Source organism: Bradyrhizobium sp. HKCCYLS3077 (assembly GCF_051167555.1).
GTDB lineage: Bacteria > Pseudomonadota > Alphaproteobacteria > Rhizobiales > Xanthobacteraceae > Bradyrhizobium.
In genome coordinates this window covers 809340-834322 of the sequence record NZ_JBNPTH010000003.1, presented here as the reverse complement: position 1 = coordinate 834322, position 24983 = coordinate 809340, and the positions used below count along the sequence as shown (strand labels likewise).

The following is a 24983-nucleotide window of genomic DNA, read 5'->3' as shown; positions in this document are numbered from 1 at the left end:
GCATGCGCAGGCTGCTGTCGTCAGACATAGCGGTTCACCACACTTTCCAGATATTCCTGCCGGCCCGAGCGCGGCTGCGGATCGAGGCCGGAGGTGATGGCGCGGTCGGCGAGCTCGGCGAGCGAGCGGCGGCCGGCGAGAATGGCCTGCCCTTCGTCGCCGTCCCAGCCGGCGTAGCGTTGCGCGATCGGCGCCGTCAGCGCGCCGTCCTCCAGCATCTGGTCGGCTGCGATCAGCGCCCGCGCGCACGCATCCATCGAGCCGACATGGGCGTGCAGCAGATCGTCGGGATCGATCGACTGCCGCCGGATCTTGGCGTCGAAGTTCAATCCGCCCGTGGTGAAGCCGTCGCCCCGCAGAATGTCGTGGAACACCAGCGCCAGCTCCGGCACGTTCATCGCGAACTGATCGGTGTCCCAGCCCAGGAGGTCGTCACCGCGGTTGATGTCGAGCGAGCCGAACACGCCGAGCGCCTGGGCCAGCGCGATCTCGTGCTGGAACGAATGGCCGGCGAGGATCGCATGGTTCTGCTCGATGTTGAGCTTGACGTCGTCGAGCAGATCGTAGCGCTTCAGGAAGCCGTAGCAGGTCGCGACGTCGAAATCATATTGATGCTTGGTCGGCTCCTTCGGCTTCGGCTCGATCAGCAGCGGCCCCTTGAAACCGATCTTGTGCTTGTGCTCGACGACCATGGACACGAAGCGGCCGAGCTGGTCGAGCTCCCGCTTCATGTCGGTGTTGAGCAGCGTCTCATAGCCCTCGCGGCCGCCCCACAGCACGTAGTTGGCGCCGCCGAGGCGATGCGTCACCTCGAGCGCGGCGCGCACCTGGCCAGCCGCGTAGGCGAAGACATCCGGGTCGGGATTGGTCGCGGCGCCAGCCATGTAGCGGCGATGCGAGAACAGATTCGCCGTGCCCCACAGCAGCCGCACCTTGGCGGACGCCATCTTCCGTTCGAACAGATCGGCGATGGCGTTGAGATTGGCGACCGATTCCTTCAGCGTCGCGCCTTCCGGCGCGGCATCGACATCATGGAAGGTGAAGAACGGCACGTCGAGCAGCCGGAACAGCTCGAACGCGACATCGGCCTTGGCGCGCGCCAGCGCCAGCGCGTCGTCGCCATGCTGCCACGGCCGCAGGAAGGTCTCGCCGCCGAACGGATCGGAGCCCGGCCAGCAGAGCGAATGCCAGTAGCAGACGGCGAAGCGCAGATGCTCCTCCATCCGCTTGCCGCGGATCATCCGGTCCTTGTCGTACCAGCGGAACGACAGCGGGCTACGCGACTCTGGCCCGCCATAAGCGATGGTCGCACCGGTCTGGAAGAAGGGGGCCTGGACGTTCACGAGATCGACTCCTTGAGAGCGGGATAGAGCTTGCGCCATTGCGCGTAAGCTGCGTCGTAAGCCGCACGCTGTGCGGCGCGGGGCGCGAAGCTCTGCAGCCGCCGCGGCTTGCGGCAGACATCGGCGGGCGCCTCGCCGGTGGCGGCGAGACGGCCGAGCCGGGCCGCGCCGATCGCGGCGCCGACCTCGCCCTCCTCGACGCGGTGCACGGCGACGCCGAGCACATCGGCCATGATCTGCGCCCACACCAGCGAGCGCGAGCCGCCGCCGACGAGATCGACCTCGGTGATCGCCTGAGCGTTGCGGCCGAGGGCTGCCCGCATGTCACGCGCGGCGAACGCCACGCCCTCGAGGACCGCCTGCACGAGATCGCTGCGGTCAGCGGCGCTGCGCAGGCCGACCAGTGCGCCCGCGGCGCGCGCGTCATTGTGCGGCGTGCGCTCGCCATCGAGATAAGGCAGGAACTGCACCGGGCTCGGCCGTTCCACGGCCGCGCCCAGCGGCGCCAGCAGTTCAGCTTCCGGCGCATCGAGAATGCGCGCGAGCCATGCCAGGGACGCCGCCGCCGACAACATCACGCCCATCTGGTGCCAGAGACCACCCAGCGCGTGGCAGAACGCATGCACGGCCGCCTCCGGCGCCGGTGCGAAACGGTCGGTGACGCGGAACAGCACGCCCGATGTGCCGAGCGACAGAAAGGCGTCACCGGGCCTGATCGCGCCGAGCCCGATCGCGCTCGCCGCATTGTCGCCCGCGCCGCCCGCGATCACGACATCGGCGCCCATGCCCCAGCGCCGCGCCAGTTCGCGTGACAGAACGGCACTGCGCTCATTGCCTTCGACCAGACGCGGCATGTGATCGAGACCGAGCCCGGTCGCCGCCAGCAGCGTCTCCGACCAGCGCCGCGCGCCGACATCGAGCCACAGCGTGCCCGCGGCATCCGACATGTCCTCGACCATCTCGCCCGACAGCCGGTAGCGCACATAGGCCTTCGGCAGCAGCACCTTCGCCACACGATCGAAAATCTGCGGCTCGTGCTTCGCGACCCAGGCGAGCTTCGGCGCGGTGAAGCCGGGCATCGCGAGATTGCCGGCGATGGCGTGCAGTTCCGGGCAGCGCCGCTCGAGCTCGGCGCATTCATCCTGCGAGCGGCCGTCATTCCACAGGATCGCCGGCCGCAACGGCCGACCGTCACGCCCGAGCAGGGTCGCGCCGTGCATCTGTCCGGACAGGCCGATGCCGCGCACCGCCGCGGTCTCGCGCGGATGCGCGCGGGCGAGATCGTCGATCGCGCCCAACGTCGCTTCGACCCAATGATCGGGATCCTGCTCGGACCACAGCGGCTGCGGATGCGACAGCGCCAGCGGACGGCCGGCGCTCGCAATCAGCGCGCCCTTGTCATCCTCCAGCACGGCCTTCACGCCGGATGTGCCGACATCCAGTCCGAGAAACACGGTCTACTCCTCCCACGGGTTGCTGGACGTGGCGATCTGCGTCGCTTCGCACAGCCCCTGCTCGTCTCGTCGTCCATCCGCGATCAGCCCGGCCGCGACGCGGCCGCACCGGTCACAGCAGATTGTCGCGCATCACGATGTCGATGCGGATCGTTTCCTGTTCGCTCAGGATCGGCTCGCCGCGCGCCAGCGCCAGCAGCACGCGCAGCGCCGAGCGCGCCTCATGTCCCGGGTTCTGCGAGATCGCCGCATCCATCGCGCCCGAGAGCAGCAGCTTGCGCGTCAGCGCCGTGACGTCATGGCCGACGAACACGATCTCGCCGGCGCGGCCGGACTCGGCCAGCGCCTTGGCGACGCCGGAGGTGCCGGCGCCGACATTGTAGAGACCGACGATGTCCGAATGCTCGGCCAGGAGCTTCCGCATGAGGTGTTCTGAGCGGTCGTCCGCGTCATGCCCCTCAGCGACGGGCAAAACCTCCAATTGCCGAAACTCCGCCGCCACCACCTGGCTGAAGCCAAAGATCCGCTCGGCATGGTCGCGCAGGCCGAGCGAGCCGGCCATGATCGCGATCCGCCCGGTCCTGCCGCTGGCAAAGCGCCCGACCAGCGCACCGGCGGTGCGGCCGGCTGCGATATTGTCGATCCCGACATAATGATGCCGGCGCGACGACGGCACGTCCGACACCAACGTCACCACCTTGGCGCCGGACTCGACGAGATCGTTGATCGCCGCGCGCACGCTCGGATGATCGAGCGCAACCACGGCCACGCCATCGACGCGGCCCACGAGGTCGTCGAGCCTGCCGGCCAGCACGAGCGGGTCGAATACGTCGGTCGTTCGCACATCGACCGTCAGACGCCGCGCCGCCATCCAGTTCGCCATCTCGCCAAGTTGCGTCTGGATCTGCTGCATGAATGGGTTGGGTCCGGACGGCATGACGAAAGCAAAGCGCCGTGACCGCGCGCGGGCAAGCTCCGACGCCGCCGCATGCGGCTGAAAGCTGCTGCGCGCCATGGCATCCTTGACACGGCGCACGGTGTCGGGACGCACGCCCGGACGGTTGTGCAGCACACGGTCGACGGTGGCCAGGCTCACGCCGGCCTGCCGCGCGATATCCCGCAATGTCAGCGGTGCGTCCATGCTCCTCCCCTTCGGGTTGAGGAACTTAGCGCGATTTTTGAGGTGCGCAACTCATTTCTGAGGGCCGAGGACCTGGGTTCCGCGCGCCCGTTCCGCTGGGCACTACACGAACGCGACCTCGATCCGCCGGTCCGACCGCGAGGTCATGCGGCAGGCGCGCGAGATGCCGTCACTGGCGATCGCCAGCTTGAACTGCTCGGGCACGTCGGCCACCGACATCACGTCGAGCGAGGCCGCCGTCTCGGACAGCGCGCGGACCGTGCAGTCGAAGGTCGATCGTCCCGCGTTGAACGCGATCTGCCCGGCCTTGAACACGCGCCGCAGCGAGGGCGCGAGCGACGGAGCCGCCTCCACCCACGCGACAACGCGGTTGCGACCATCATTCTTGGCCGCATACATCGCAAGATCGGCACGCTCCAGCATCGCGTCGAACGTCAGCCCGGGAACGAAGTCCACGGCGCCAAAGCTCGCCGTCACCCGTATCGGTCCACACGGGCTGTCGACCGCGAGGCTGGCCACCGCCAGGCGCATCTTCTCGAGCACCGCCATCGCCTGGGCCAGGCTGGTGTGCGGCAGCACGATGCCGAACTCCTCGCCGCCGAGACGGCCGATGACATCGGAGTCGCGCAGGGCGCCGCGGCAACTCTCGACCACTTGCGACAGCACGAGATCGCCGACGGCATGGCCGTACTGGTCGTTGACCGACTTGAAGTGGTCGACGTCGATCAGCGCGCAGGTCAGCCTGTGCCCGTGGCGCTCGGCCAGCGCCCGCAGCCGCTCGCCCTCGCTGCGGAAGGCGCGGCGCGACAGCGCCCCGGTGAGGCTGTCCCGCATGCTCAGATTGCGCAGCATCAGTTCGTCGATGGCGATGGCCGCCAGGTCTTTCAGAATCTCCGCGTCCTGCGCGCTGAATTCGCGCGGCTTCGTGTCCATCGCACACAATGTACCGACATTGACGCCGGCGATGCGAAGCTGCGCGCCGGCATAGAAGCGGATGAAGGGCCGCCCATGCACCAGCACGTTGTCGGCAAAACGCGGATCACGGTGGGTGTCGGCAACGATCAGCGGTTCGAGCTGCTGGATCGCGTAGTTGCAGAAGGCCGGACGGCGCTCGCCCTCGCGGTCCGCCACCCCGTCGGCCGCCTTGAACCATTGACGATGACCGTCGATGAAAGTGAGCGTCGACATCGGCACGTCGAAGATCTTCCGGCACAGGCCGGTCAGACGGTCAAAGGCGCGCTCGCGGGGCGTATCCAGAACGTCGAGTTCCGCCAGCGTTTCCAGGCGGCGTGCATCATCATGGTGGTCGTTGGACATCGGCGTCTCCCTCGCCTGACCATCGCGCGCACGGCTTAACGCACGATTGATGAGAAGAATGAGGGAACTACTAACAGGGAACCTGCTGCTCGCATTTGCCGAGATGCGGAACGATGCGAGCAGCATCAGCAACAGTCCATCGCGATGTCGGGGGGGGTGATGGAACTCATCCGAGGCGATCAGAGCGGACCGCTCGCCGCACTCAATGCCGGGATGACGGCGGTGCTTGTTGAAGCTGGGATGGTCGATGCGCGGCCTTGTAGGGTGGGCAAAGCGGACGACCGCAGGGCGGTCGCGTGCCCACCGTACATCGGCACGCGTGGAAGGAATGGTGGGCACGGCGCGCGATGCAGCGGAGCAAACAACTCGCAGCTTTGGCGCGCCTTTGCCCACCCTACGGACGGCGCGAGCCGCTAGAACGGCAGGCCCACATAGTTCTCCGCCAGCGACCGCTGCGCGGCCTCGGACGAGAACAGATAGGCGAACTCGGTGTCCTGCAGCTTGTCCTCATACGGCAGACGGTCGGGGAAGCGATGCAGCAAAGTCGTCATCCACCAGGAGAAACGCTGCGCCTTCCAGATCCGCGCCAGCGCCCGCTGCGAGTAGCCGTCGATGCCGCGGTCGTCGCCCTTTTTGTAGTGATCGAGCAGGCCATGATAGAGATAATAGATGTCGGACGCGGCCGAGTTCAGCCCGCGCGCGCCGGTCGGCGGCACGATGTGGGCCGCGTCGCCGGCCAGGAACATCCGGCCGTAGCGCATCGGCTCGGCGACGAAGCTGCGCAGCGGCGCGATGCTCTTCTCGATCGACGGTCCCGTGATCAGCTTGGCGGCGACCTCCTCCGGCAGGCGGCGCTTGAGCTCCTCCCAGAACGCCTCGTCGCTCCAGCCCTCGACCGTGTCGGTCAGCGGCACCTGGATGTAGTAGCGGCTCAGCACCTGCGAGCGCAGCGAGCACAGCGCGAAGCCGCGCTCGTGCTTGGCGTAGATCAGTTCCGGCGACACCGGCTTGGTGCGGGAGAGCACGCCGAGCCAGCCGAACGGATAGACCCGCTCGAACTCCTTGATCTTGTCGTGCGGGATCGACTTGCGGCTGACGCCGTGGAAGCCGTCGGCGCCGACGATGTAGTCGCAATCGACGCGGATGACCTCGTCGCCGGTCCGGTAGGTGACGTAGGGCGCATCGGAATCGATGTCGTGCGGCGTCACGTCGAGCGCGTTGTGCACGACCTTGCCGCCGAGCTTGTCGCGGGCTTCGTAGAGGTCGCGGGTCAGTTCGGTCTGGCCGTAGACCATCACCGAATTGCCGCCGGAATATTTGTGCAGGTCGACGCGGTCGAGCTTGCCGTCATGGGCGATGTAGAAGCCGTGATGGATCTCACCCTCGCGGTCCATGCGCTCGCCGCACTGCGCCTCGCGCATCAGCTTGGCAAAACCATGCTCGAGCACGCCGGCGCGAATGCGCGACAGCACGTAGTCGCGGCTGGATTTTTCCAGGATGATCGTGTCGATGCCCTGCAGATGCAGGAGTTGCGACAGCATCAGGCCCGACGGGCCGCCGCCGATGATGCAGACTTGGACTTTCATGGGCTTCTTCTCCCGGATTCGCGACAACAGGCTTGTTGGCTTTGCTTGTCAGTCGCGGATTTTAGCAAGGATTGCGGCTGGTCACTTGGATGGACCCGGCAATCTCTTGCACTTTTCCGGCACCATGCCGCAGCGCAACAGAACGCCCCCACCCACGGCTCAGCCTGCGCGACGCGCGGCGTCATCACCGACGCCCATGGCACGGCGGTAATCGCGCGGGCTCGCCCCCGTATGGCGCTTGAAGAAGCGGCAGAAATAGGCGGGGTCCTTGAAGCCGAGCTCGAACGCCAGCTTCGACACCGGCGCCGCGATGTAGGTGAGCCGGCGGCAGGCCTCGCGGGCCAGCCGCGCATGCACGATATCGAGCGCAGACTGTCCGGTCTCCGCCCGGGTCAGCCGGTTCAGCCGTTCCGGCGTCATGCCGAGCTGGTCGGCATAGCGCGCCACCGACCAGTGATCGCGGTGATGCGCCTCGACCAGCACGATGAAGCGGGTGAACAACGCGGCCTGTCCGCTGCCGCGCCGCGCGCCCTCCGACAGCCGCGCGCTCTGCTGCGCCAGCCGCCACACGATCGAGCGCCCCAGCCAATGCGGCACCGGCGAGGCCGCCGAGTCCGCGGCGGCGAACTCATCGGCGAGGTCGACGAACAGCGCGGCGATGCGTCGGGTGGCGACCGCCTGCGGATCGAGGGGCAGGATCTGCGCGGTCGCGAACAGGTCGCGCAGCGCCTCGCCGGTGGCCGGGACGTCGCCTTCGACCACCGCACGCGGATTGAAGGTGAGCACGTAGCCGTCGGTGTCGCGCGAGAAGCGGAAGGCATGCACGACTCCCGGCGGAATGATCACCGCCACTGGCCCGGTGCAGCGCTCGCGGCGTTCGTCCAAGGCGATGTCAGCCGGGCCGGACGCCACCCAGAGGATCTGATGCAGGCCTTGATGGGTATGCGCCTCGATCTCCCAGCGATACAGTTTGCTGCGCACCTGGATCGGCTCGATATGCAGCATGTCCGGCTGCGCGGCGGACGCCTCGCCATACAGCGCGAAGGCAGGGATCGACGGCTTGGTGCGAAAGCGTGGCATGCGCGACAGCTAAGCCGGAATGCCGGAAAAGTACAAGTCTTGGCCGGCGTTCGTGTCTCACGCCGCGGCAAGGACGCGGTTAGGATCGTGAAAAGAACAACAACGACCATACTCAATGGAGAGGAGGCCCAGGAGATGTTCACGTTCGATCCGTATTCGCCGGCGGTCGATGCTGACCCGTTCCCGTTCTACAAGACCTTGCGCGACGAGCACCCGTGCTTCTGGAGTCCCCAGGCCCAGGTCTGGATCCTGTCGCGCTACGCCGATGTCGCCGCGGCCGGCACCAACTGGCAGACCTATTCCTCGGCCAAGGGCAATCTGATGACCGAGCTGCCGAACCGCGCCGGCGCGACGCTCGGCACCACCGACCCGCCGCGCCACGACCGGCTGCGCGGTCTCGTGCAGCACGCCTTCATGAAGCGCAACCTGGAGAGCCTGTCAGGTCCGATCCGCGACATCGCCCGCGCCAGCGCCGAGGCGCTGCGCGGCCAGGAGCGCTTCGACTTCATCGAGGCGTTCTCGTCCAAGTTCACCGTGCGCGTGCTGTTCGCGGCGCTCGGCCTGCCGCTCGGCGACGAGCAGACGGTGCGCGACAAGGCCGTGCTGATGGTGCAGAGCGATCCGGTCAGCCGCGCCAAGGGGCCGCAGCACATCGCGGCCTATAATTGGATGCAGGACTATGCGGCATCCGTCATCGCCGAACGCCGCGCGCGGCCACAGAACGATTTGATCTCGCATTTCAGCATGGCCGAGATCGACGGCGACCGGCTCGACGAGCGCGAGGTGCTGCTGACGACGACGACCCTGATCATGGCCGGCATCGAGTCGCTCGGCGGCTTCATGAGCATGCTGGCCTACAATCTCGCAGACCATGCGGACGCTCGCCGCGCCGTCGTCGCCAATCCCGATCTGCTGGCGGATGCGGTGGAAGAGTCGCTGCGCTTCAACACCTCGGCCCAACGCTTCCGCCGCTGCCTGCAGAAGGATCTCACTTTGCACGGCCAGACGATGCGCGAAGGCGACTTCGTCTGCCTCGCCTACGGCTCCGCCAATCGCGACGAGCGGCAGTTTCCAAATCCCGATGTCTACGACATCACCCGCAAGCCACGCGGCCATCTCGGCTTCGGCGGCGGCGTCCATGCCTGTTTAGGCTCAGCGATCGCGAGGATGGCGATCAAGATCGCGTTCGACGAATTCCACAAGGTCGTGCCCGAGTATCGCCGCACCCAGGAGCAACTGCCGTGGATGCCGTCCTCGACCTTCCGCAGCCCGCTGTATCTGGAGCTGACGGTGCATTAGTTAGTTGCAAGGACTAGATGAGAACCCAGGCTCGCGCCCCGCTGACGGTGCGCTCCCTCTCCCCGTTCTTACGGGGAGAGGGTTGGGGTGAGGGCGGCCTCACCCACCGACCGCGCGGAGAGCCCCCTCACCCGGATGGCATCTCCGATGCCATCCGACCTCTCCCCGCACGCGGGGAGAGGTGAAGACCGAGCAAACCGCGACAGCTCACACCAGCGCGCCAAGATCCGCCGCGTTGAAGCCCTTCAATCCGGCCTTGTCGCCGGCCTTGATCTTCGCCACCCAATCCGCATCGCTGATCAGCGCGCGGCCGACGGCGATGAGGTCGAACTCGTCCTTCGCCATGCGCTCGAGCAGCGCATCGAGATCGGCCGAACTCGACGGCTTGCCGGCGAAGGCCGAGAAGAACTCGTCGGACAGGCCGACCGAGCCGACGCTGATGGTCGCCGCGCCCGTGATCTTCTTCGCCCACCCGGCGAAGTTGAGCCCCTTCTCGCCGTCGATCTCCGGAAACTCCGGCTCCCAGAAGCGGCGCTGCGAGCAGTGCAGGATGTCGACGCCGGCGTCGACCAGCGGCTGCAGCCAGTCGCCCATCAACGCGGGCGCCTCGGCGAGGCGCGTCGCGTAGTCCTGCTGCTTCCACTGGCTGACGCGCAGGATGATCGGGAAGTCGGACCCGACCGCCTTGCGGATCGCCGCGACGATCTCGCCGGCAAAACGCGAGCGCTCCTTGATGGTCGGCCCGCCATAGCGATCCTCGCGCTTGTTGGTGCCGGACCAGAAGAACTCGTCGACCAGATAACCGTGCGCGCCATGGACCTCGACCGTGTCGAAGCCGGCGCGCTTGGCATCGGCCGCAGCCTGCGCGAACGCCGCAACGGTGTCGGCGATGTCGTTCTCGGTCATTGTATTGCCGCGCGGCTTTTCCGGCGCGATCAGGCCCGAGGGGCTCTCGACCGGCGCGTCCGGCTCCCAGCGGCTCATGCCCTTGGTCGAGCCGGTGTGCCAGATCTGCGGCGCGATGCGGCCGCCGGCGGCGTGCACGGCGCTCGCCACGGTCTGCCAGCCGGCCAGCGCGGCCTCGCCGTGGAAGAAGGGAATATTGGGCTCGTTGCGCGAGGCCGGGCGGTTGATCACCGTGCCCTCGGTCAGGATCAGCCCCACCCCGCCCTCGGCGCGGCGGCGGTAATAGGCGGCGTTGGCCTCGCCGGGGATGCCGTTCGGCGCTGCGTTGCGCGTCATCGGCGCCATGACGATGCGGTTCTTCAGTTCCAGCGACTTCAGGCGAAACGGACGAAACAGCACGCTGGTATCGAGATCGGACATTCAGAAGGCTCCATTGCGTTCGGAACCGCTCCAGTATACTTCGGAAACCTGAAGTCAATGGGGCACCCGAAGTCGCTCAGGTATATCCGAGGAAACCACCGTGACCGCTACGCCGACGTCCGAGACCGCCCCGCTTCGCTGTAAGCCGCAGCACTTCTCGTCGGAATGCCCGAGCCGGGTGCTGATCGACCAGATCGCCGACAAATGGTCGATGATGGTGCTGGCGGTGCTCGACGGCGGCCCGCTGCGCTTCAACGCGATCAAGAAGCAGCTCGAAGGCGTGACACAAAAGGCGTTGACGCAGTGCCTGCGCAGGCTTGAGCGCAATGGCCTCGTATCGCGGGAAGTGATCGCGGGGTCACCGATCGCCGTCCAATACGAGATCACGCCGCTCGGCCGCACCTTGCAGCCGCCATTCCGCGCGCTCTACGCCTGGACCATTGCCAAGATGCCGGAGGTCGAGCAGGCGCGTCAGGCATTCGACGAGCGCCGGGCGTGCTGATCTCAGGGCGGCTACTGAAACGCGACCTCGGCGAAGCTGCGCAGCTTGCGCGAATGCAGCCGCTCCGACTCCTGGTGCTTCAGTAGCTCCAGCGCCTTCAGCCCGATCTGGAGATGCTGGCCGACGCGCTGGCGGTAGAAGTCGCTGGCCATGCCGGCGAGCTTGATCTCGCCATGCAGCGGCTTGTCCGACACGCAGAGCAAGGTGCCGTAGGGCACCCGGAAGCGATAGCCGTTGGCGGCGATGGCGGCCGACTCCATGTCGAGCGCGACGGCGCGCGATTGCGACAGCCGCCGGATCACGGCGGGGCCCGAGATCTCCCAATTGCGGTTGTCGACGCTCGCGACCGTGCCGGTGCGCATCACCCGCTTCAGCTCGAAGCCGGAATAGCCGGTGACGGCCTCCACGGCCTCTTCGAGCGCGACCTGCACCTCGGCCAGCGCGGGGATCGGCACCCAGGGCGGCAGCTCCTGGTCGAGCACATGGTCCTCACGGACGTAGCCATGCGCCAGCACGTAGTCGCCGAGCCGCTGGGTGTTGCGCAAACCCGCGCAGTGCCCGACCATCAGCCAGGCATGCGGCCGCAGCACCGCGATGTGGTCAGTGACGTTGCGCGCATTCGACGGGCCGGTGCCGATGTTGATGAGAGTGATGCCCTGGTGACCGGGCTCGACGAGATGCAGCGCGGGCATCTGCGGCGTGCGCGCCGGCGCTGCGCCGGTGGTGCCGCCGCCGAGACGAGCATTGCGCGTGATCACGTTACCCGGCTCGACGAAAGCTTCCGCCGCGCCCTGCCCGGCCGCCAGTTGCTGCCGGCCCCAATCGGCGAAGGCGTCGACATAGAACTGATAGTTCGTGAAGATCACGAAATTCTGGAAGTGGTCGGGATCGGTCCCGGTGTAGTGATAGAGTCGGCGCAGCGAGTAGTCGACGCGCGCGGCGCGGAACAGCGACAGCGGCTCAGGCATGCCCGGCTTCAGCTCGAGCGTGCCATCGGCAATGGCGTCGTCCATGGTCGCGAGATCCGGCGCGTCGAACACGTCGCGCAGCGAGCGCGTCACCAGCGGGCTCTCGTGATGCGGCAGCGCCGTCTCGATGTTGATGTCGCGGCGGTAGGCGAAATGCACCGGGATCGGCTCGGCGGATTCGCCGATCTCGACGGGCACGCCGTGGTTCTCGATCAGCAGACGGATCTGCTCGGTGAGATAGGAGCGGAACAGGTCCGGCCGCGTGATGCTGGTCTCGTGCACGCCCGGCCCCGCGACGAAGCCATAGGCGAGACGCGAGTCGAGACGCGCATGGCTTGCGGTGATGAGGCGCACGAAGGGATAGGTGGCGCGGATGCGCGTCGCCGGCACCACGCCGTTGGCATAGGCCTCAAAATGCCCGCGCAGGAACGCCGTGTTGCGCTCGTAGATCTCCTCGAGCCGGGCCACCGCGGCCGCGGCGTCGGTGAAGCTTTCGGTCGGGAACGATTGCGGAGAATGGACGGTCAAGGCGGCCTCATCTTGCTGAAGCCGAAGGTTAAGCGAAGCGGCCGTTCCTGCGCAACGCCTCCCGGCGCATCGTCCCGGCGCCGGAGCTGCCCTCCCCGCGCACATCAGCGCGAGGAGGGTCTGACTTCAGCACTCCACTCAGCCCTTGGCAAGCTGCTCGTCGAGGTCGTGCAGCACCTGGTAGCAGGGCAGCACCTGGGCGACGGAGGCGTTTGGCTCGCGGCCCTCGCGGATCGCGGCGAAAAACTCGCGGTCCTGCAGCTCGATGCCGTTCATGGAGACATCGACCTTGGATACGTCGATCTTCTGTTCCTTGCCATCAACCAGATCGTCGTAGCGGGCGATATAGGTGCCGGTGTCGCCGATGTAGCGGAAGAAGGTGCCGAGCGGGCCGTCATTGTTGAACGACAGCGACAAGGTGCAGATCGCGCCATTGGCGGCCTTGAGCTGGATCGACATGTCCATCGCAATGCCGAGGGTCGGATGGATCGGCCCCTGGATCGCGTTGGCCTTCACGATCGGCGAGCCCGCCTGGTAGGCGAACAGGTCGACGGTGTGCGCGGCGTGGTGCCACAGCAGATGGTCGGTCCAGCTGCGCGGCTGGCCCAGCGCGTTCATGTTGGTGCGGCGGAAGAAGTAGGTCTGCACATCCATCTGCTGAATGTGGAACTCGCCGGCCTTGATCTTCTTGTGCACGAACTGATGGCTGGGATTGAAGCGGCGGGTGTGGCCGCACATCGCAACCAAGCCAGTCTCCTTCTGCAGCTCGACCACCTGCTGCGCGTCCTTCAGCGAGTCGGCGAGCGGGATCTCGACCTGGACATGCTTGCCGGCCTTGAGGCAGTCGATCGCCTGCGCCGCATGCATCTGCGTCGGCGTGCAGAGAATGACGGCGTCGACTTCCGGCAGCTTGAGGCTGTCGGAAAGCTCGGTCGAGACGTGCTTGATGCCGTATTTGTCGGCGACTTCCTTGGTCTGGTCGAAGCGGCGGCCGACCAGCGACACCACCTCGACGCCGTCGATGTTCTTGATGCCGTCGAGATGCTTGATGCCGAAGGCGCCAGCGCCGGCAAGCGCGACCTTGATCGTGTTGGCCATTTAGTTGTTCTCCAGAATGACATGGCCGACGGCGGTGTTGCTGGCCGGCACATGGTAGAAGCGGTGACGCACGGTCGGCGCGTTGCCCTTCTTGGTCTCGTTGACGTCGCTCATGGCGCCGCGCGCGATCAGCCACATCACGAGCTCTATGCCCTCGCTGCCGGCCTCGCGGACGTAGTCGATATGCGGCACCTTGGACAGCCCTTCCGGATCGTTGATCAGCTTGTCCAGAAAGGCGTTGTCCCATTCGCGGTTGATCAGGCCGGCGCGCGGACCCTGGAGCTGGTGGCTCATGCCGCCGGTGCCCCAGATCTGCACGTTGAGCGGCTCGTCATAGCTCTCGATCGCCTTGCGGATCGCCTTGCCCAGCATGAAGCAGCGGCGGCCCGACGGAACCGGATATTGCACGACGTTGACGGCGAACGGGATCACCGGACACGGCCAGGCATCGACCTGACCGAAGATCAGGCTGAGCGGCACGGTGAGGCCGTGGTCGACATCCATCTTGTTGACGATGGTGAGGTCGAAATCATCCTGGATCACCGACTGCGCGATATGCGCAGCGAGCTTCGGATGTCCGATCACCTTCGGGACGGGTCGCGGGCCCCAGCCCTCGTCGGCCGGCTGGTACTCGGCCGCAGTGCCGATCGCGAACGTGGGAATCATGTCCAGGCTGAAGGCGGTCGCGTGGTCGTTGAAGACCAGGAACACGACATCAGGCTTCTGCTCCTTCTCCCACTGCTTGGCGAAGTCGTAACCGGCGAACACCGGCTTCCAATAGTCCTCGCCGGTCTTGCCGAGGTCGAGCGCGGCGCCGATCGCAGGAACGTGCGAGGTGAAAACGCTTGCGGAGATTTTTGCCATTTACTTCTTCTCCCCGGTGTAGCGGTTGCCCTCAGGCGAGCGGCCGCCCTTGATCATCATCTCGCGATACTGGTCTTCGGTCATGCCGGTCATGCTGCCGGCCATCTGCTGAAAGCTCTTGCCGTCGGTCGCGCCGATCTTGGCCAGGAAGTAGATATTGCCGCCAAGCGCGATGCAGCGGTTGAGATCGCGGTCGAGCACCGCCTGCTTCTGCTCCTCGCTCATCGGCCATTCGTCGAGATAGGCACGCTCATTGGCCTTGAAGCGGGCGCGGTTCTCCGCCTTCATCAAGGACATGCAGAACTGGTTGAGGTGATAGCCCATCCGCGACATGTCGGCGTCGAAGATGGTCGTGCCGGGAACGTCGGTATAGGGTTTGTCGAGCGACATCGCTTCCCTCCTCTTAGGATTCTTCGGGCCAGTACAGCCGCATCGGATTGTCGACCAGGAGCTTCTTCTGCAGTTCCTCGGTGACGGCGATATGGGGAATGAAATCGACCAGCAGGCCATCGTCGGGCATGTGGTCCTTGAGGTTCGGATGCGGCCAGTCGGTGCCCCACAGCACGCGGTCCGGGAATGTCTCGACGATGCGCTTCGCGAACGGCACCACGTCGCGATAGGCACTCTGCTCGCCGTTCAGCGCCGGCGGTCCCTTGACCGACAGCCGCTCCGGGCAGCTCACCTTGGACCAGACGTTGTTATGCTCGCGCATGAACTTCACGAACAGCTCGAATTCGGGGCCATCGACCGGCTTGGTGACATCGGGCCGGCCCATGTGATCGACGACGACCGTGGTCGGCAGCGAGGTGAAGAAGTCCCACAGCTCCGGCAGGTCGACGGCCTCGAAATAGATCACGACATGCCAGCCGAGCTTGTTGATGCGGTTGGCGATCTCGACCAGTTCGTCCTTGGGCGTGAAGTCAACCAGGCGCTTGACGAAGTTGAAGCGGACGCCGCGCACGCCGGCGTCGTGCATCGCCTGCAGCTCGGCGTCGGTGACGCTGCGCTTCACGGTGGCGACGCCGCGGGCCTTGCCGTTGGAATGCACGAGCGCATCGACCATGGCGCGGTTGTCGGCGCCGTGGCAGGTCGCCTGCACCACGACGTTGCGAGCGAAGCCGAGATGGTCGCGCAGCGCGTAGAGCTGGTGCTTGGAGGCATCGCACGGCGTGTATTTGCGCTCGGGCGCAAAGGGAAATTCGGCGCCGGGGCCGAACACGTGGCAATGCGCATCGACGCTGCCGGCCGGCACCTTGAAGCGCGGCTTCGACGGACCGTCGTACCAGTCGAGCCATCCCGGGGTCTTCTGGAACTCCATGAGGTTCCCTACTCCTTGGATTTGATCTTATTGAGAATGCGATCGGCCTCGGTGCGCCAGTCGGCGCTGCGCGCGAAGTCTTTCGTGCCGCGGGCGCCGAACAGGCCTTCATCGGCGAGATCGGCCACCCAGGCCTGGCGCTCGGCGGTGCCTTCAGCCGACCATGGCGTCAGCCCGATGTCGCGCACGGTCTCGGCGACCTCCCTCACCTCCTCGGCGCGGCGGCGGCCATGCTCGATCACGCGCTGAAAGAAATAGGCGCCCTGCTTCTCCCAGTCGATGCCGGGAAAGGTCTCCTTGAGCGATGCGAGAACCGCATCCTCGACCCCGTAGGCGCGTGCCGTGGTGAAGCTTTCGATCACCATCGCCTCGAGGCCCTTGATCATGATGCTGCGGCACATCTTGGTCGCCGAGGCGACGCCGAGCTTGTCGCTGGCCGGCTTGGCGGCGAAGCCGAGATCGTTGAGCAGCGGCGCCAGCTCGCGCGCGCCGGCACCGCCCAGCAGCAGCGGCACCTTGATGCGATAGGGCGGCACTGAGGTCATGACGGCGCCCTCGACATAGCGCCCGCCGGCGCCGTCGATCAGCGCCGCCGCGCGCTGCTTGGCACCGGGCGAGGCCGAGTTGAAGTCGAGAAACCACGCGCCCGGCTTGATCGCCGGCGCGCAGGCGTCCGCGACCGCCACGTCCTGGCTGGCGGTCACGGCGGAGACGATGAAATCGGCCTGCGCCGCCAGCTCCGCATGCGATGCGGTCAGCGTCACGCCGATGCTGTCGGCATGAGCACGCATCACGTCGCCGCGGCTGTCGGCGAGCTTCACATCATAGGCCGAGACACGCACCCCGTCCCTGCGCAGATCCTCGGCGAGGATCTTGCCGACCTCGCCGTAGCCGATCAGCCCGACATGCCACTGGTTGGACGCCGCGGTCATCGCTTAGTCGATATATTTGAGCCCGGCCTTCGCCAAGGGCTCGCGCATCTTGTACATGTCGAGGCCGAGCACGCCCGACGCCAGCTTCTCGCGCTTGTCGGCCTCGTTGGCCTCGCGCGCGGCGGCGGCATCTGCCGCCTGGTGCGCGACGGCGGCCGGCACCACGACGATGCCGTCGACGTCGGCGACGATCACGTCGCCGGGATTGACGGCAGCACCCGCGCAGACGATCGGGATGTTGACCGAGCCGAGCGTCGCCTTGACCGTGCCGCGCGCCGAGATCGCGCGCGAGAACACCGGAAACTGCATCTCGGTGAGATCGGTGACGTCGCGGACGCCGCCGTCGATGACGAGGCCCCGGGCACCGCGGGCGCGAAAACTGGTGGCCAGGAGATCGCCGAAAAAGCCGTCGGTGTTCTCGACCGTGCAGGCGGCGACGACGACGTCGCCGGGCTGGATCTGTTCGGCCGCAACATGCAGCATCCAGTTGTCGCCGGGCTGCAGCAGCACGGTGACAGCCGTGCCGCACATCTTCGCCGTCGGGTAGATCGGGCGCATATAGCACTGCATCAGGCCGACGCGGCCCATCGCCTCGTGGATGGTGGCGACGCCGAACTTCGACAGCTTCTCCACCGCCGCCTTGTCCGCGCGGGTGATGTTCGTCTTGACGACGCCGAGATTGTTCATGGGGGTGCTCATATCGCTTGCCCTTTAGATTACTTGCCCTTGGCCTTCAACGCGGCGTCGAGCCGCGGGAACACGCGCCGGGCATTGCCCTCGTAGATCTGGTGGCGCTGCTCGGGCGTCAGCTTGGCGGCCTCGATGTAGCGCTTGGTGTCGTCGTAGTAGAAGCCGGTCTCCGGATCGATGCCGCGGACGGCGCCGATCATCTCGGAAGCGAACAGGATGTTGTCGATCGGGATCACGCCGGTCAAAAGGTCGATGCCCGGCTGATGATAGACGCAGGTGTCGAAGAAGATGTTGTTGAGCAGATGATCCTTCAACAGCGGCTTCTTCAGCTCCTGCGCCAGCCCGCGGAAGCGGCCCCAGTGATACGGCACCGCACCGCCGCCATGCGGGATGAGGAACTTCAGGGTCGGGAATTCCTTGAACAGGTCCGACGTCAGGCACTGCATGAACGCCGTGGTGTCGGCATTGAGGTAGTGTGCGCCGGTGGTGTGGAAGCAGGCGTTGCAGCTGGTCGAGACGTGGATCATCGCGGGGATTTCGAGCTCAACCATCTTCTCGTAGATCGGGTACCAGTGCCGGTCCGACAGCGGCGGCGAAGTCCAGTGGCCGCCCGAGGGATCCGGGTTCAGATTGATGCCGACGAAGCCGTATTCCTTGATGCACTTCTCGAGCTCGGGAATGCAGGTCTTGGGGTCGACGCCCGGCGATTGCGGCAGCATGGCGACGCCGATGAAATTGTCCGGGAACAGCTTACTGACGCGGTAGCACAGCTCGTTGCAGATCCCAGCCCAGGTCGAGGACACCTGGAAGTCGCCGATGTGGTGGGCCATGAAGCTCGCGCGCGGCGAGAACACGGTGAGGTCGCTGCCGCGCTCCTTCATCTTCTTGAGCTGGTTGCTCTCGATGCTCTCGCGCAACTCGTCGTCGCTGATCTTGAGCTCGGAGACCTTCGGCATCACGGACGGATCCTTGATGCCCGCGATCTGCCGGTTGCGCCACTCTTCCAGCGCCTTCGGAGCCGTCGTGTAATGGCCGTGCACGTCGATGATCACGTCAGTCTCTCCCTCAAGCTTTTCATTCGTCCGGCGCCGCTCAATGCGCGACCACGGGGCTGCCGACATCCTTGCCGCTGGCGCGGCCGCCCGGTCCGACCGCCTGCTTTACCACAAGGGCGAGCGCCGCGATCAAGCCGGGAACTGCGATCACGGTGAAAATCTCGCTGAAGGTCAGGTGCCGCGCGGTCAATTCGGCGACCAGGAAGGAGCCGGCGATACCGCCGAAGCGGCCGATGCCCATCATCCAGGCGACGCCGGTGGCGCGGCCCTGGGTCGGGTAGAACGACGCCGCCAGCGCCGGCAGCGACGATTGCGCCGTGTTCATGACCACGCCGGCTGCGAACACGATCACCACCAGGAAGCCCATGTTGCCGGCCGCCTGCCCGATCAGGAAGATCGTCACCGCCGTCAGCGCATAGCCGATCGCGACGATGCGGTTGGCGTTGAAGCGGTCCATCAGGAAACCAAAGAACACCGCGCCGACGCCGCCGAGCGGGAACAGCGCCGAGATCAGGGTTGCCGTCTGCGGGTTCAGCCCGACATCCTTGAACAGGATCGGCATCCAGTTGATCAGGGAGTAGAAGATCACCAGCCCCATGAAATAGGTGATCCACAGCATCAGCGAGCCCACGCGCAGCACCGGCGACAGCACCATGCCGATGCCGGTCGCGTTGACGCGGCGGGTGGTCTCGGCGTGCTCCGGCTCCAGCATCACGAACTGGCCGACCTCGGCGGCCTTGGCCGAGATCTTGCGCATCACCTTGCGCACGCGCTCGACGCTGGCGCCGCGCGACAGCAGATAGTGCACCGATTCCGGCAGGATCGCGACCAGCAGCACGGTCAGCACCAGCGGCGTGACGCCGCCCAGCACCAGCACGCTGCGCCAGCCCCATTGCGGGATCATCCACGCCGCGAGGAAGCCGCCGCAGGCCGCGCCCAGCGGGAAGCCGCAGAACATCAGATTGGTCATGGTGGCGCGCAGCCGGCCCGGGCAATACTCGCTGAGCAAGGTGACGGCGTTCGGCATGGCGGCGCCGAGGCCGAGGCCGGTGACGAAACGCAGCACGGTCAGTTCGGTCAGGTTGCCCGCGAACGCCGAGACGAGGCAGGCGACGCCGAAGATCAGGACGGAGCCGACCAGCACCAGCTTGCGGCCGAGGCGGTCGGCCACGGGACCCGCGAGCAGAGCGCCGGCGGCCAGGCCGAACAGCGCTGCGCTCAGCACCGGCCCGAGCGCCGATTTCTCGATGCCCCACTCCTTCAAGAGCGACGGCGCGATGAAGCCGATCGCCGCTGTGTCGAAACCGTCGAGCAGCACGATGATGAAGCCGAGCGCGAAGATCAGCCATTGGAAGGCGGAGAACGGGTGGTCGTCGAGAAAGGCCTGGACGTCGACACGGGCGGTCGTAGGCATCGCTTCTGCTTCCTTGGGGTGCTGTTCTGGCGTTCCAACCGAGGCCCGCAGGCGCACGTTCCTCGCGCGATCGGCTCCTGCAGCTTCGGCAGCTTGACCGGCTATGTGACCGAGCGCGACAGCCCGCGCCAGCGCTGGGGGCCTTCTATCAGCTATTCCGAAATGGCATAAGATATCAGATGAGCCATGCTGATTTTAGAATGGGTCTGGAGAGCTCCGCTGCTTGCTTTTGCCCCGCTGGACGCCGCGGGCTCCACCCTCCCCTGGAGGGGAGGGTCGCTCGCGCGCAAAGCGGGCGAGCGGGGTGGGGTGAAGCCACGGCGGGACTGCCCGTGTGGCTCACCCCACCCCCCCTCAAGGGGAGGGTGGCACCGCCCGAGCTCACGTTATTCGCGATTCACCGCGGCAGCTTCTTGATCAGCGCCGTCGCCAGCTTCATCGTCTGCTGCGCCAGCGGCGTCGGGCGCTTGTGCGCGGACGTAACAAAGCACAGCACGCTGGTCGGTGCCGGCTCGGTCAGCGGACGGATGGCAAGCTCTGCCGCCCGCCCCGATGCCGCCACCCCGCTCGGCGTCAGCACGGCATGGCCGTAGCCCGCGCAGACCAGATCGATGATCGAGGGCACACTCGACACCTCCCAGGCGATGTCCAGCTTGACGCCGGCCAGCGCCGCCTGCGTCTCCAAGAGCCGCCGCATCGCGTGCACGCGCTCCGGCATGATCAGGCTGTAGCGCGACAGCTCGGCCATCGGCAGCGGCGCGGTGACGCGGCGCTTGCCCTTCGGCGCGTGGCTGACCAGCGCCAGCGGCTCCTGCAGCACCGGCGTGATCTCGATGCCGGCCTGGGCATCCGGATTGTAGACCATGCCGACGTCGATGCGCCCCGACGTGATCCACTCCACGACATGCGTGGACAGGCCCTCGACCACGGCGAGCCGGGCCGCCGGATATTCCTTCCGGAAACGATCGATCAGCGGCAGGGTCAATTGCCGCGCGATGCTCGGCGGCAGGCCGATGGTGACGCGGCCGACCGGCGCGTCACGGCTGGCGCCGAGATCCTCGCGCGCATGCGCCACCAGCTGCAGCACGCCGACGCTGTGATCGAGCAGCCGCTTGCCGGCTTCGGTCAGTTCGACGCCGCGGCCATTGCGCGCGAACAACTGCTGCTTCAGCTCGGATTCCAGCGCCCGCACCTGCCGCGACAGCGCCGGCTGCGCCACGTCGAGCACGGAGGCGGCTTTGCTAAAGGAGCCGAGCTCGGCGACCTGGACGAAATATTCGAGCTGCTTGAGGTTCATGGGCGGACCCGCGAGTCCGAGCCGTGCGACGCGACGTCCGATGCGCGCGCTGGATGCAACCTCCCACGGCCAGCGGGAGCGCCATGGCGTTTGACGCTCGGGGAATTGCGCTTGCCTGCCTCCGCGGCGTCATGGCCGGGCTTGTCCCGGCCATCCACGTCGTTCGGAAAGCTGGGAACCACGTGGATGCCCGGGACGAGCCCGGGCATGACGGAATAACTAACTGGCACGCCCGTTCGTCGCGACAGCCCCGCATTGCTTGCAAGAAAAGAAGTAATCCGGGTCAGGGAGTAGAGGTCTCGACGCAGACACTTCCCGTGCGGTCGCCCCTCACCCCACCCCTCTCCCCGTAAGGACGGGGAGAGGGAGCGCACGGGCGTCTGCGTCTGACAGCGAGCTTCCATCAGCCGCCCCATCTCAATTCAGCACGTTCACCGAGAAATTCAGCACCGACGCGAACGCGACCCAGCACGCATACGGCACGAACAGCAGCGCCGCGGTGTGGTCCTCGCGCCATTGCATCACGATGAAGGTCACGATCAGCACGAACATGCTGACGATGATCGCGAACGCGACCCACATCAGGTGCGCGGTGAAGAACACCGGCGACCAGGCGAAGTTCAGCACCAACTGGCCCCACCACACCTGCATGACGGCGCCGCTCTCGACCCGTTCATAGGTGCGCCAGCCGGCAAGCGCGACCAGGATGTAGATCACCGTCCAGGCGATCGGAAACAGCCAGCCGGGCGGGGTGAACCAGGGCTTGTTGAGTGAGCCGTACCAGGCGCCGGGCATGTTGGAGGCGCCGATGATCCAGCCGCCTCCGACCACGAGGACCAGGAGGACGAGAAGATGCAGGATGGATCGGTTCATATTCCGCTCGGCGTGATTTTTGGGGTCTATCCGCTGGCGACCGGCAGCCATGCGGCCAAGGCACCCACGCGCGCACTGGACAGGGCCGCCCGCTGCGCGTAGCCAGGACATAACACAATGCGAGGAAAAGTCAGGGTTTTCGCCCTGGCGCCAACGTCCAGGGACCGGGAACGCCGAAAATTCAGCGCCGGGGTCCTGATACCAGGAAACGGAGCTTTCTCAGTGGCTGATTCCCCGGCCCCCTCCTCAGCCATCGCCTCGATCGCGGCCGTCGAAGCCGGCCTCGCCGCCCAGGGCTATATCGCCAGCCGCCAGATCGCGACCGCGGTCTATCTGTCGCAGGCGATCGACAAGCCGATCCTGGTCGAGGGTCCCGCCGGCGTCGGCAAGACCGAGCTTGCGAAAGCGATCGCCGCCTGGCGCGGCCTGAAGATGATCCGGCTGCAGTGCTACGAGGGCCTCGACGAAGCCAAGGCGCTGTACGAGTGGAAATACGCCAAGCAGTTGCTCTACACCCAGATCCTGAAGGACAAGCTCGGCGAAGTCCTCGGCGGCGCGCAGACCCTGCATGCCGCGCTCGGCCAGTTGCATGATTTCGGCGACGTGTTCTTCTCCAAGGAATTCGTCGAGCCGCGGCCGCTGCTGCAGGCCCTGCTCGAACCCGAGGGCTGCGTGCTCCTGATCGACGAGATCGACAAATCGGACGCGGAGTTCGAGTCGCTGCTCTTGGAAATCCTCTCCGACTTCCAGGTCACGATCCCCGAGCTCGGCAGCATCGCCGCCGCCAAGCCGCCGACCGTGATCCTGACCTCCAACTCCGAGCGCAATCTCGGCGACGCGCTGAAGCGGCGCTGCCTGCATCTCCACATCGGCTTCCCCGAACAGCGGCTGGAGGAACGCATCGTCGAGAGCCGCGTGCCCGGCATCTCGCAGACGCTGCGGCGGCAGCTCGTGGCCTTCATCCACGACATCCGGACGCTCGACCTGAAGAAGCAGCCCTCGGTCAGCGAGACCATCGACTGGGCGCGCGTGCTGGTGCTGCTGCAGGCCGCCGAACTCGGCCACGAGCTGGTCAAGGACACGCTCAACGTGCTCCTGAAATACGAGTCCGACATCGAGGTGGCGCTGCCGCAGGTGACGACCTTCGTCGCCAAGGCGCAGCGCCAGAACATCTTCGGGTAGGCGCGCCATGCAGGAGAACCTGCATCGATTCTTCCGGGCGGCGCGGGGCGCCGGCGTCCACGTCTCGCCGGCCGAGAGCATCGACGCGATGCGCGCGGTCGCGAGCGTGGGCCTCGCCGATCGCACGGTGCTGCGCGACACGATGCTGCTGACGCTCGCCAAGAGCGAGGACGAGAAGAAGGCGCTCGGCGCCTGCTTCGACCTGTTCTTCGCCCATGTCGATCCAGCGCAGGCCGAGGCGAAGGACGACGCATCGCAGGACGCTCCCTCGAACGAGGCCCAGGCTGCTCCGCCCTCGGGACAGCAGCGCGAGGGTGACGCGAGCACCGAACTCGGGCCCCTCGCCCAGATGCTGCTGGCGCAGAACACCGCCGACATCTCCGCCGCGATCGCCAACGCCTCCAGCGCCGTGGGGCTGTCGGAGATCCGCTACTTCACCCAGCGCGGCCTCTACTCCAGCCGCATGCTGGAGACGATGGGCATCCAGCGGCTGCGCGACGATCTCGACGCGCTGACCGAAACCAACCCGGCGCTCGCCGAGCGGCTGCAGGCCGGCCTCGACGGCTTGCGCGACACCGTGCGCGACGCGGTCGCGCAGGCGCTGGCGCTGTACGGCCGCGAGGAGGCCGAGAACCTGCGCCACGAGATCCTGCGCAACGCGCAGCTGTCGCGGATCGAGCCGCGCCAGGTCGCGGCGATGCGCGCGCTGATCCGGCAGATCGCCCGCCGCCTGCGCGAGCGCTACAGCAAACCGCGCAAGCGCCAGCGCCGCGGCCATCTCGACGTCCGCCGCACGCTCCGCCGCAACGCCGCCTGGGGCAGCGTCCCCTTCCTCACCGCCTGGAAGCGCAAGCACCGCGACCGCCCGAAGATCGTCGCGCTGTGCGACGTCTCCGGCTCGGTCGCCCGCGTCTCCGACTTCTTCCTGCTGCTGATCCACAGCCTGCACGACGTCGTCAGCGACGTCCGCTCGTTTGCCTTCTCCGGCCATCTGATCGAGGTCAGCGAAATTCTCGAGCAGAAGTCCGCCGAGGAGGCCATGGCCGAGATCATGCACAAGGTCGGCTTCGGCTCGTCCGACTACGGCTCGTCGCTGGTCGATTTCGAGAAGCAGTTCATGGCCTCGGTCACGCCGCAGACCACCGTGATCGTTCTCGGCGATGCCCGCAGCAACAAGCTCGACCCGCGCGCGGATATTTTGAAAGCGATCTCCGAACGCGCCAAGCGCGTCGTCTGGCTCAACCCGGAAGGCCGCGTCACCTGGGGCTGGGGCGACTCCGAGATGCCGCGCTACCAGACCTTCTGCAACGTGGTGCGCCCGTGTGCCACGGCTCAGCAGCTGGAGCGCGCGGTGAGCGACATCGTGTCGGCGTATCAGTAAGCTACGGCTCTCACCACGCGTCATTGCATCGAAGCGATGCAATCTGGACTGACGGACGACAAATAGACGCTTATCACTCATTCTTCCTGCAGCGAGCGCGATGCTCGTGAATGCGCCCTCTCCCCTTGTGGGAGAGGGCATGTAGGACAGTTCTGCGAGTTCGGTCGGGTGAGGGGTTCTCTCCACGAGCGCGACTCGCGGAAGGAACCCCTCACCCAACCGAGCGCTTGGACAGGCCGCACATGCCCTCTCCCACAAGGGGAGAGGGCGCTGTATCGCGCAGCGCTGAAGTTTGTAGTCCGTAGGGTGGGCACGGCGCGATGACATCGCGTGGG

The 24983-nt window shown here is 66.5% G+C and carries 22 protein-coding genes; 4 read left to right on the top strand and 18 right to left on the bottom strand.

Features of this window, described 5'->3' with window-relative positions; genetic code table 11:
* Positions 1 to 20 precede the first annotated feature (20 nt).
* From xylA to ACQR0Z_RS15775, 6 genes are all read right to left on the bottom strand, one after another.
* A complete protein-coding gene (gene xylA / locus ACQR0Z_RS15800) occupies positions 21 to 1343 on the bottom strand; it encodes a xylose isomerase (RefSeq protein ID WP_434919226.1) in 1323 nt (440 codons plus the stop codon).
* Positions 1340 to 2797, bottom strand: a complete 1458-nt coding sequence (xylB, locus tag ACQR0Z_RS15795) for a xylulokinase (RefSeq protein WP_434919225.1) — start codon at positions 2795 to 2797, stop codon at positions 1340 to 1342. Before xylB ends, xylA begins: the two co-directional genes overlap by 4 nt.
* 112 nt (positions 2798 to 2909) lie before the next feature.
* Positions 2910 to 3938 carry a LacI family DNA-binding transcriptional regulator gene (locus ACQR0Z_RS15790; protein WP_434919224.1) on the bottom strand — a complete coding sequence of 343 codons (1029 nt, stop codon included), beginning with the start codon at positions 3936 to 3938 and terminating at the stop codon, positions 2910 to 2912.
* A gap of 102 nt (positions 3939 to 4040) precedes the next feature.
* The gene (locus tag ACQR0Z_RS15785) at positions 4041 to 5594 is read right to left on the bottom strand and encodes a sensor domain-containing diguanylate cyclase (RefSeq protein WP_434919223.1); all 1554 of its coding nucleotides are present in this window, start codon (positions 5592 to 5594) and stop codon (positions 4041 to 4043) included.
* A 74-nt stretch (positions 5595 to 5668) separates the two neighbouring features.
* Positions 5669 to 6841 carry a 4-hydroxybenzoate 3-monooxygenase gene (gene pobA, locus ACQR0Z_RS15780; protein ID WP_434919222.1) on the bottom strand — a complete coding sequence of 391 codons (1173 nt, stop codon included), beginning with the start codon at positions 6839 to 6841 and terminating at the stop codon, positions 5669 to 5671.
* 159 nt (positions 6842 to 7000) lie between these two features.
* Positions 7001 to 7921: a helix-turn-helix domain-containing protein gene (locus ACQR0Z_RS15775; RefSeq protein ID WP_434919221.1), complete on the bottom strand. Its 921-nt coding sequence runs from the start codon at positions 7919 to 7921 to the stop codon at positions 7001 to 7003.
* 135 nt (positions 7922 to 8056) lie between these two features.
* Here ACQR0Z_RS15775 and ACQR0Z_RS15770 point away from each other — a divergent pair, with 135 nt between their 5' ends.
* Positions 8057 to 9220: a cytochrome P450 gene (locus tag ACQR0Z_RS15770; protein ID WP_434856682.1), complete on the top strand. Its 1164-nt coding sequence runs from the start codon at positions 8057 to 8059 to the stop codon at positions 9218 to 9220.
* 207 nt (positions 9221 to 9427) lie between these two features.
* Here the strand turns inward: ACQR0Z_RS15770 and ACQR0Z_RS15765 are convergent, their stop codons facing one another.
* Positions 9428 to 10546, bottom strand: a complete 1119-nt coding sequence (locus tag ACQR0Z_RS15765; RefSeq protein WP_434919220.1) for an NADH:flavin oxidoreductase — start codon at positions 10544 to 10546, stop codon at positions 9428 to 9430.
* Between the two features lie 100 nt (positions 10547 to 10646).
* Between ACQR0Z_RS15765 and ACQR0Z_RS15760 the strand changes: the two genes are divergently transcribed.
* A complete protein-coding gene (locus ACQR0Z_RS15760) occupies positions 10647 to 11048 on the top strand; it encodes a winged helix-turn-helix transcriptional regulator (protein WP_434919219.1) in 402 nt (133 codons plus the stop codon).
* An 11-nt stretch (positions 11049 to 11059) separates the two neighbouring features.
* Here ACQR0Z_RS15760 and ACQR0Z_RS15755 read toward each other — a convergent pair whose 3' ends face one another.
* The 11 genes from ACQR0Z_RS15755 to ACQR0Z_RS15705 form a co-directional block, all read right to left on the bottom strand.
* Complete coding sequence (locus ACQR0Z_RS15755; RefSeq protein WP_434919218.1) at positions 11060 to 12544, bottom strand: AMP nucleosidase; 1485 nt, start codon at positions 12542 to 12544, stop codon at positions 11060 to 11062.
* 138 nt (positions 12545 to 12682) lie between these two features.
* On the bottom strand, positions 12683 to 13642 hold the full coding sequence (locus ACQR0Z_RS15750; protein WP_434919217.1) for a Gfo/Idh/MocA family oxidoreductase: 960 nt from the start codon (positions 13640 to 13642) through the stop codon (positions 12683 to 12685).
* Positions 13643 to 14506 carry a class III extradiol dioxygenase subunit beta gene (locus tag ACQR0Z_RS15745; protein WP_006609597.1) on the bottom strand — a complete coding sequence of 288 codons (864 nt, stop codon included), beginning with the start codon at positions 14504 to 14506 and terminating at the stop codon, positions 13643 to 13645.
* The gene (gene ligA / locus ACQR0Z_RS15740) at positions 14507 to 14896 is read right to left on the bottom strand and encodes a protocatechuate 4,5-dioxygenase subunit alpha (protein ID WP_009030426.1); all 390 of its coding nucleotides are present in this window, start codon (positions 14894 to 14896) and stop codon (positions 14507 to 14509) included.
* Between the two features lie 13 nt (positions 14897 to 14909).
* Positions 14910 to 15824: an amidohydrolase family protein gene (locus ACQR0Z_RS15735; RefSeq protein WP_434919216.1), complete on the bottom strand. Its 915-nt coding sequence runs from the start codon at positions 15822 to 15824 to the stop codon at positions 14910 to 14912.
* A gap of 8 nt (positions 15825 to 15832) precedes the next feature.
* Positions 15833 to 16756 carry a DUF1932 domain-containing protein gene (locus tag ACQR0Z_RS15730; RefSeq protein WP_434919215.1) on the bottom strand — a complete coding sequence of 308 codons (924 nt, stop codon included), beginning with the start codon at positions 16754 to 16756 and terminating at the stop codon, positions 15833 to 15835.
* 3 nt (positions 16757 to 16759) lie between these two features.
* Positions 16760 to 17443, bottom strand: coding sequence for a 4-carboxy-4-hydroxy-2-oxoadipate aldolase/oxaloacetate decarboxylase (gene ligK, locus ACQR0Z_RS15725; protein ID WP_434919214.1), 684 nt, complete (start codon positions 17441 to 17443; stop codon positions 16760 to 16762).
* Positions 17444 to 17472: 29 nt separating this feature from the next.
* Positions 17473 to 18498 carry an amidohydrolase family protein gene (locus tag ACQR0Z_RS15720; RefSeq protein ID WP_434919213.1) on the bottom strand — a complete coding sequence of 342 codons (1026 nt, stop codon included), beginning with the start codon at positions 18496 to 18498 and terminating at the stop codon, positions 17473 to 17475.
* A 40-nt stretch (positions 18499 to 18538) separates the two neighbouring features.
* The gene (locus ACQR0Z_RS15715; RefSeq protein WP_434919212.1) at positions 18539 to 19915 is read right to left on the bottom strand and encodes an MFS transporter; all 1377 of its coding nucleotides are present in this window, start codon (positions 19913 to 19915) and stop codon (positions 18539 to 18541) included.
* Between the two features lie 397 nt (positions 19916 to 20312).
* On the bottom strand, positions 20313 to 21212 hold the full coding sequence (locus ACQR0Z_RS15710; protein ID WP_434919211.1) for a LysR family transcriptional regulator: 900 nt from the start codon (positions 21210 to 21212) through the stop codon (positions 20313 to 20315).
* A gap of 417 nt (positions 21213 to 21629) precedes the next feature.
* Positions 21630 to 22043, bottom strand: coding sequence for a TspO/MBR family protein (locus tag ACQR0Z_RS15705; RefSeq protein WP_434919324.1), 414 nt, complete (start codon positions 22041 to 22043; stop codon positions 21630 to 21632).
* Positions 22044 to 22307: 264 nt separating this feature from the next.
* Between ACQR0Z_RS15705 and ACQR0Z_RS15700 the strand changes: the two genes are divergently transcribed.
* Both ACQR0Z_RS15700 and ACQR0Z_RS15695 read left to right on the top strand, forming a co-directional pair.
* The gene (locus ACQR0Z_RS15700) at positions 22308 to 23267 is read left to right on the top strand and encodes an AAA family ATPase (RefSeq protein WP_434919210.1); all 960 of its coding nucleotides are present in this window, start codon (positions 22308 to 22310) and stop codon (positions 23265 to 23267) included.
* 7 nt (positions 23268 to 23274) lie between these two features.
* Complete coding sequence (locus tag ACQR0Z_RS15695; protein WP_434919209.1) at positions 23275 to 24648, top strand: vWA domain-containing protein; 1374 nt, start codon at positions 23275 to 23277, stop codon at positions 24646 to 24648.
* The last annotated feature ends 335 nt before the right edge of the window (positions 24649 to 24983 follow it).

Excerpts from the sequence above, each read along its gene's own strand:
- ACQR0Z_RS15770 (WP_434856682.1), top strand. The coding sequence starts at position 8,057 with ATGTTCACGTTCGATCCGTATTCGCCGGCGGTCGATGCTGACCCGTTC.
- ACQR0Z_RS15790 (WP_434919224.1), bottom strand. The coding sequence starts at position 3,938 with ATGGACGCACCGCTGACATTGCGGGATATCGCGCGGCAGGCCGGCGTG.
- ligA (WP_009030426.1), bottom strand. The coding sequence starts at position 14,896 with ATGTCGCTCGACAAACCCTATACCGACGTTCCCGGCACGACCATCTTC.
- ACQR0Z_RS15715 (WP_434919212.1), bottom strand. The coding sequence starts at position 19,915 with ATGCCTACGACCGCCCGTGTCGACGTCCAGGCCTTTCTCGACGACCAC.
- ligK (WP_434919214.1), bottom strand. The coding sequence starts at position 17,443 with ATGAACAATCTCGGCGTCGTCAAGACGAACATCACCCGCGCGGACAAG.
- ACQR0Z_RS15710 (WP_434919211.1), bottom strand. The coding sequence starts at position 21,212 with ATGAACCTCAAGCAGCTCGAATATTTCGTCCAGGTCGCCGAGCTCGGC.
- pobA (WP_434919222.1), bottom strand. The coding sequence starts at position 6,841 with ATGAAAGTCCAAGTCTGCATCATCGGCGGCGGCCCGTCGGGCCTGATG.
- ACQR0Z_RS15735 (WP_434919216.1), bottom strand. The coding sequence starts at position 15,824 with ATGGAGTTCCAGAAGACCCCGGGATGGCTCGACTGGTACGACGGTCCG.
- ACQR0Z_RS15745 (WP_006609597.1), bottom strand. The coding sequence starts at position 14,506 with ATGGCAAAAATCTCCGCAAGCGTTTTCACCTCGCACGTTCCTGCGATC.
- ACQR0Z_RS15730 (WP_434919215.1), bottom strand. The coding sequence starts at position 16,756 with ATGACCGCGGCGTCCAACCAGTGGCATGTCGGGCTGATCGGCTACGGC.
- ACQR0Z_RS15750 (WP_434919217.1), bottom strand. The coding sequence starts at position 13,642 with ATGGCCAACACGATCAAGGTCGCGCTTGCCGGCGCTGGCGCCTTCGGC.
- ACQR0Z_RS15775 (WP_434919221.1), bottom strand. The coding sequence starts at position 7,921 with ATGCCACGCTTTCGCACCAAGCCGTCGATCCCTGCCTTCGCGCTGTAT.
- ACQR0Z_RS15765 (WP_434919220.1), bottom strand. The coding sequence starts at position 10,546 with ATGTCCGATCTCGATACCAGCGTGCTGTTTCGTCCGTTTCGCCTGAAG.
- ACQR0Z_RS15695 (WP_434919209.1), top strand. The coding sequence starts at position 23,275 with ATGCAGGAGAACCTGCATCGATTCTTCCGGGCGGCGCGGGGCGCCGGC.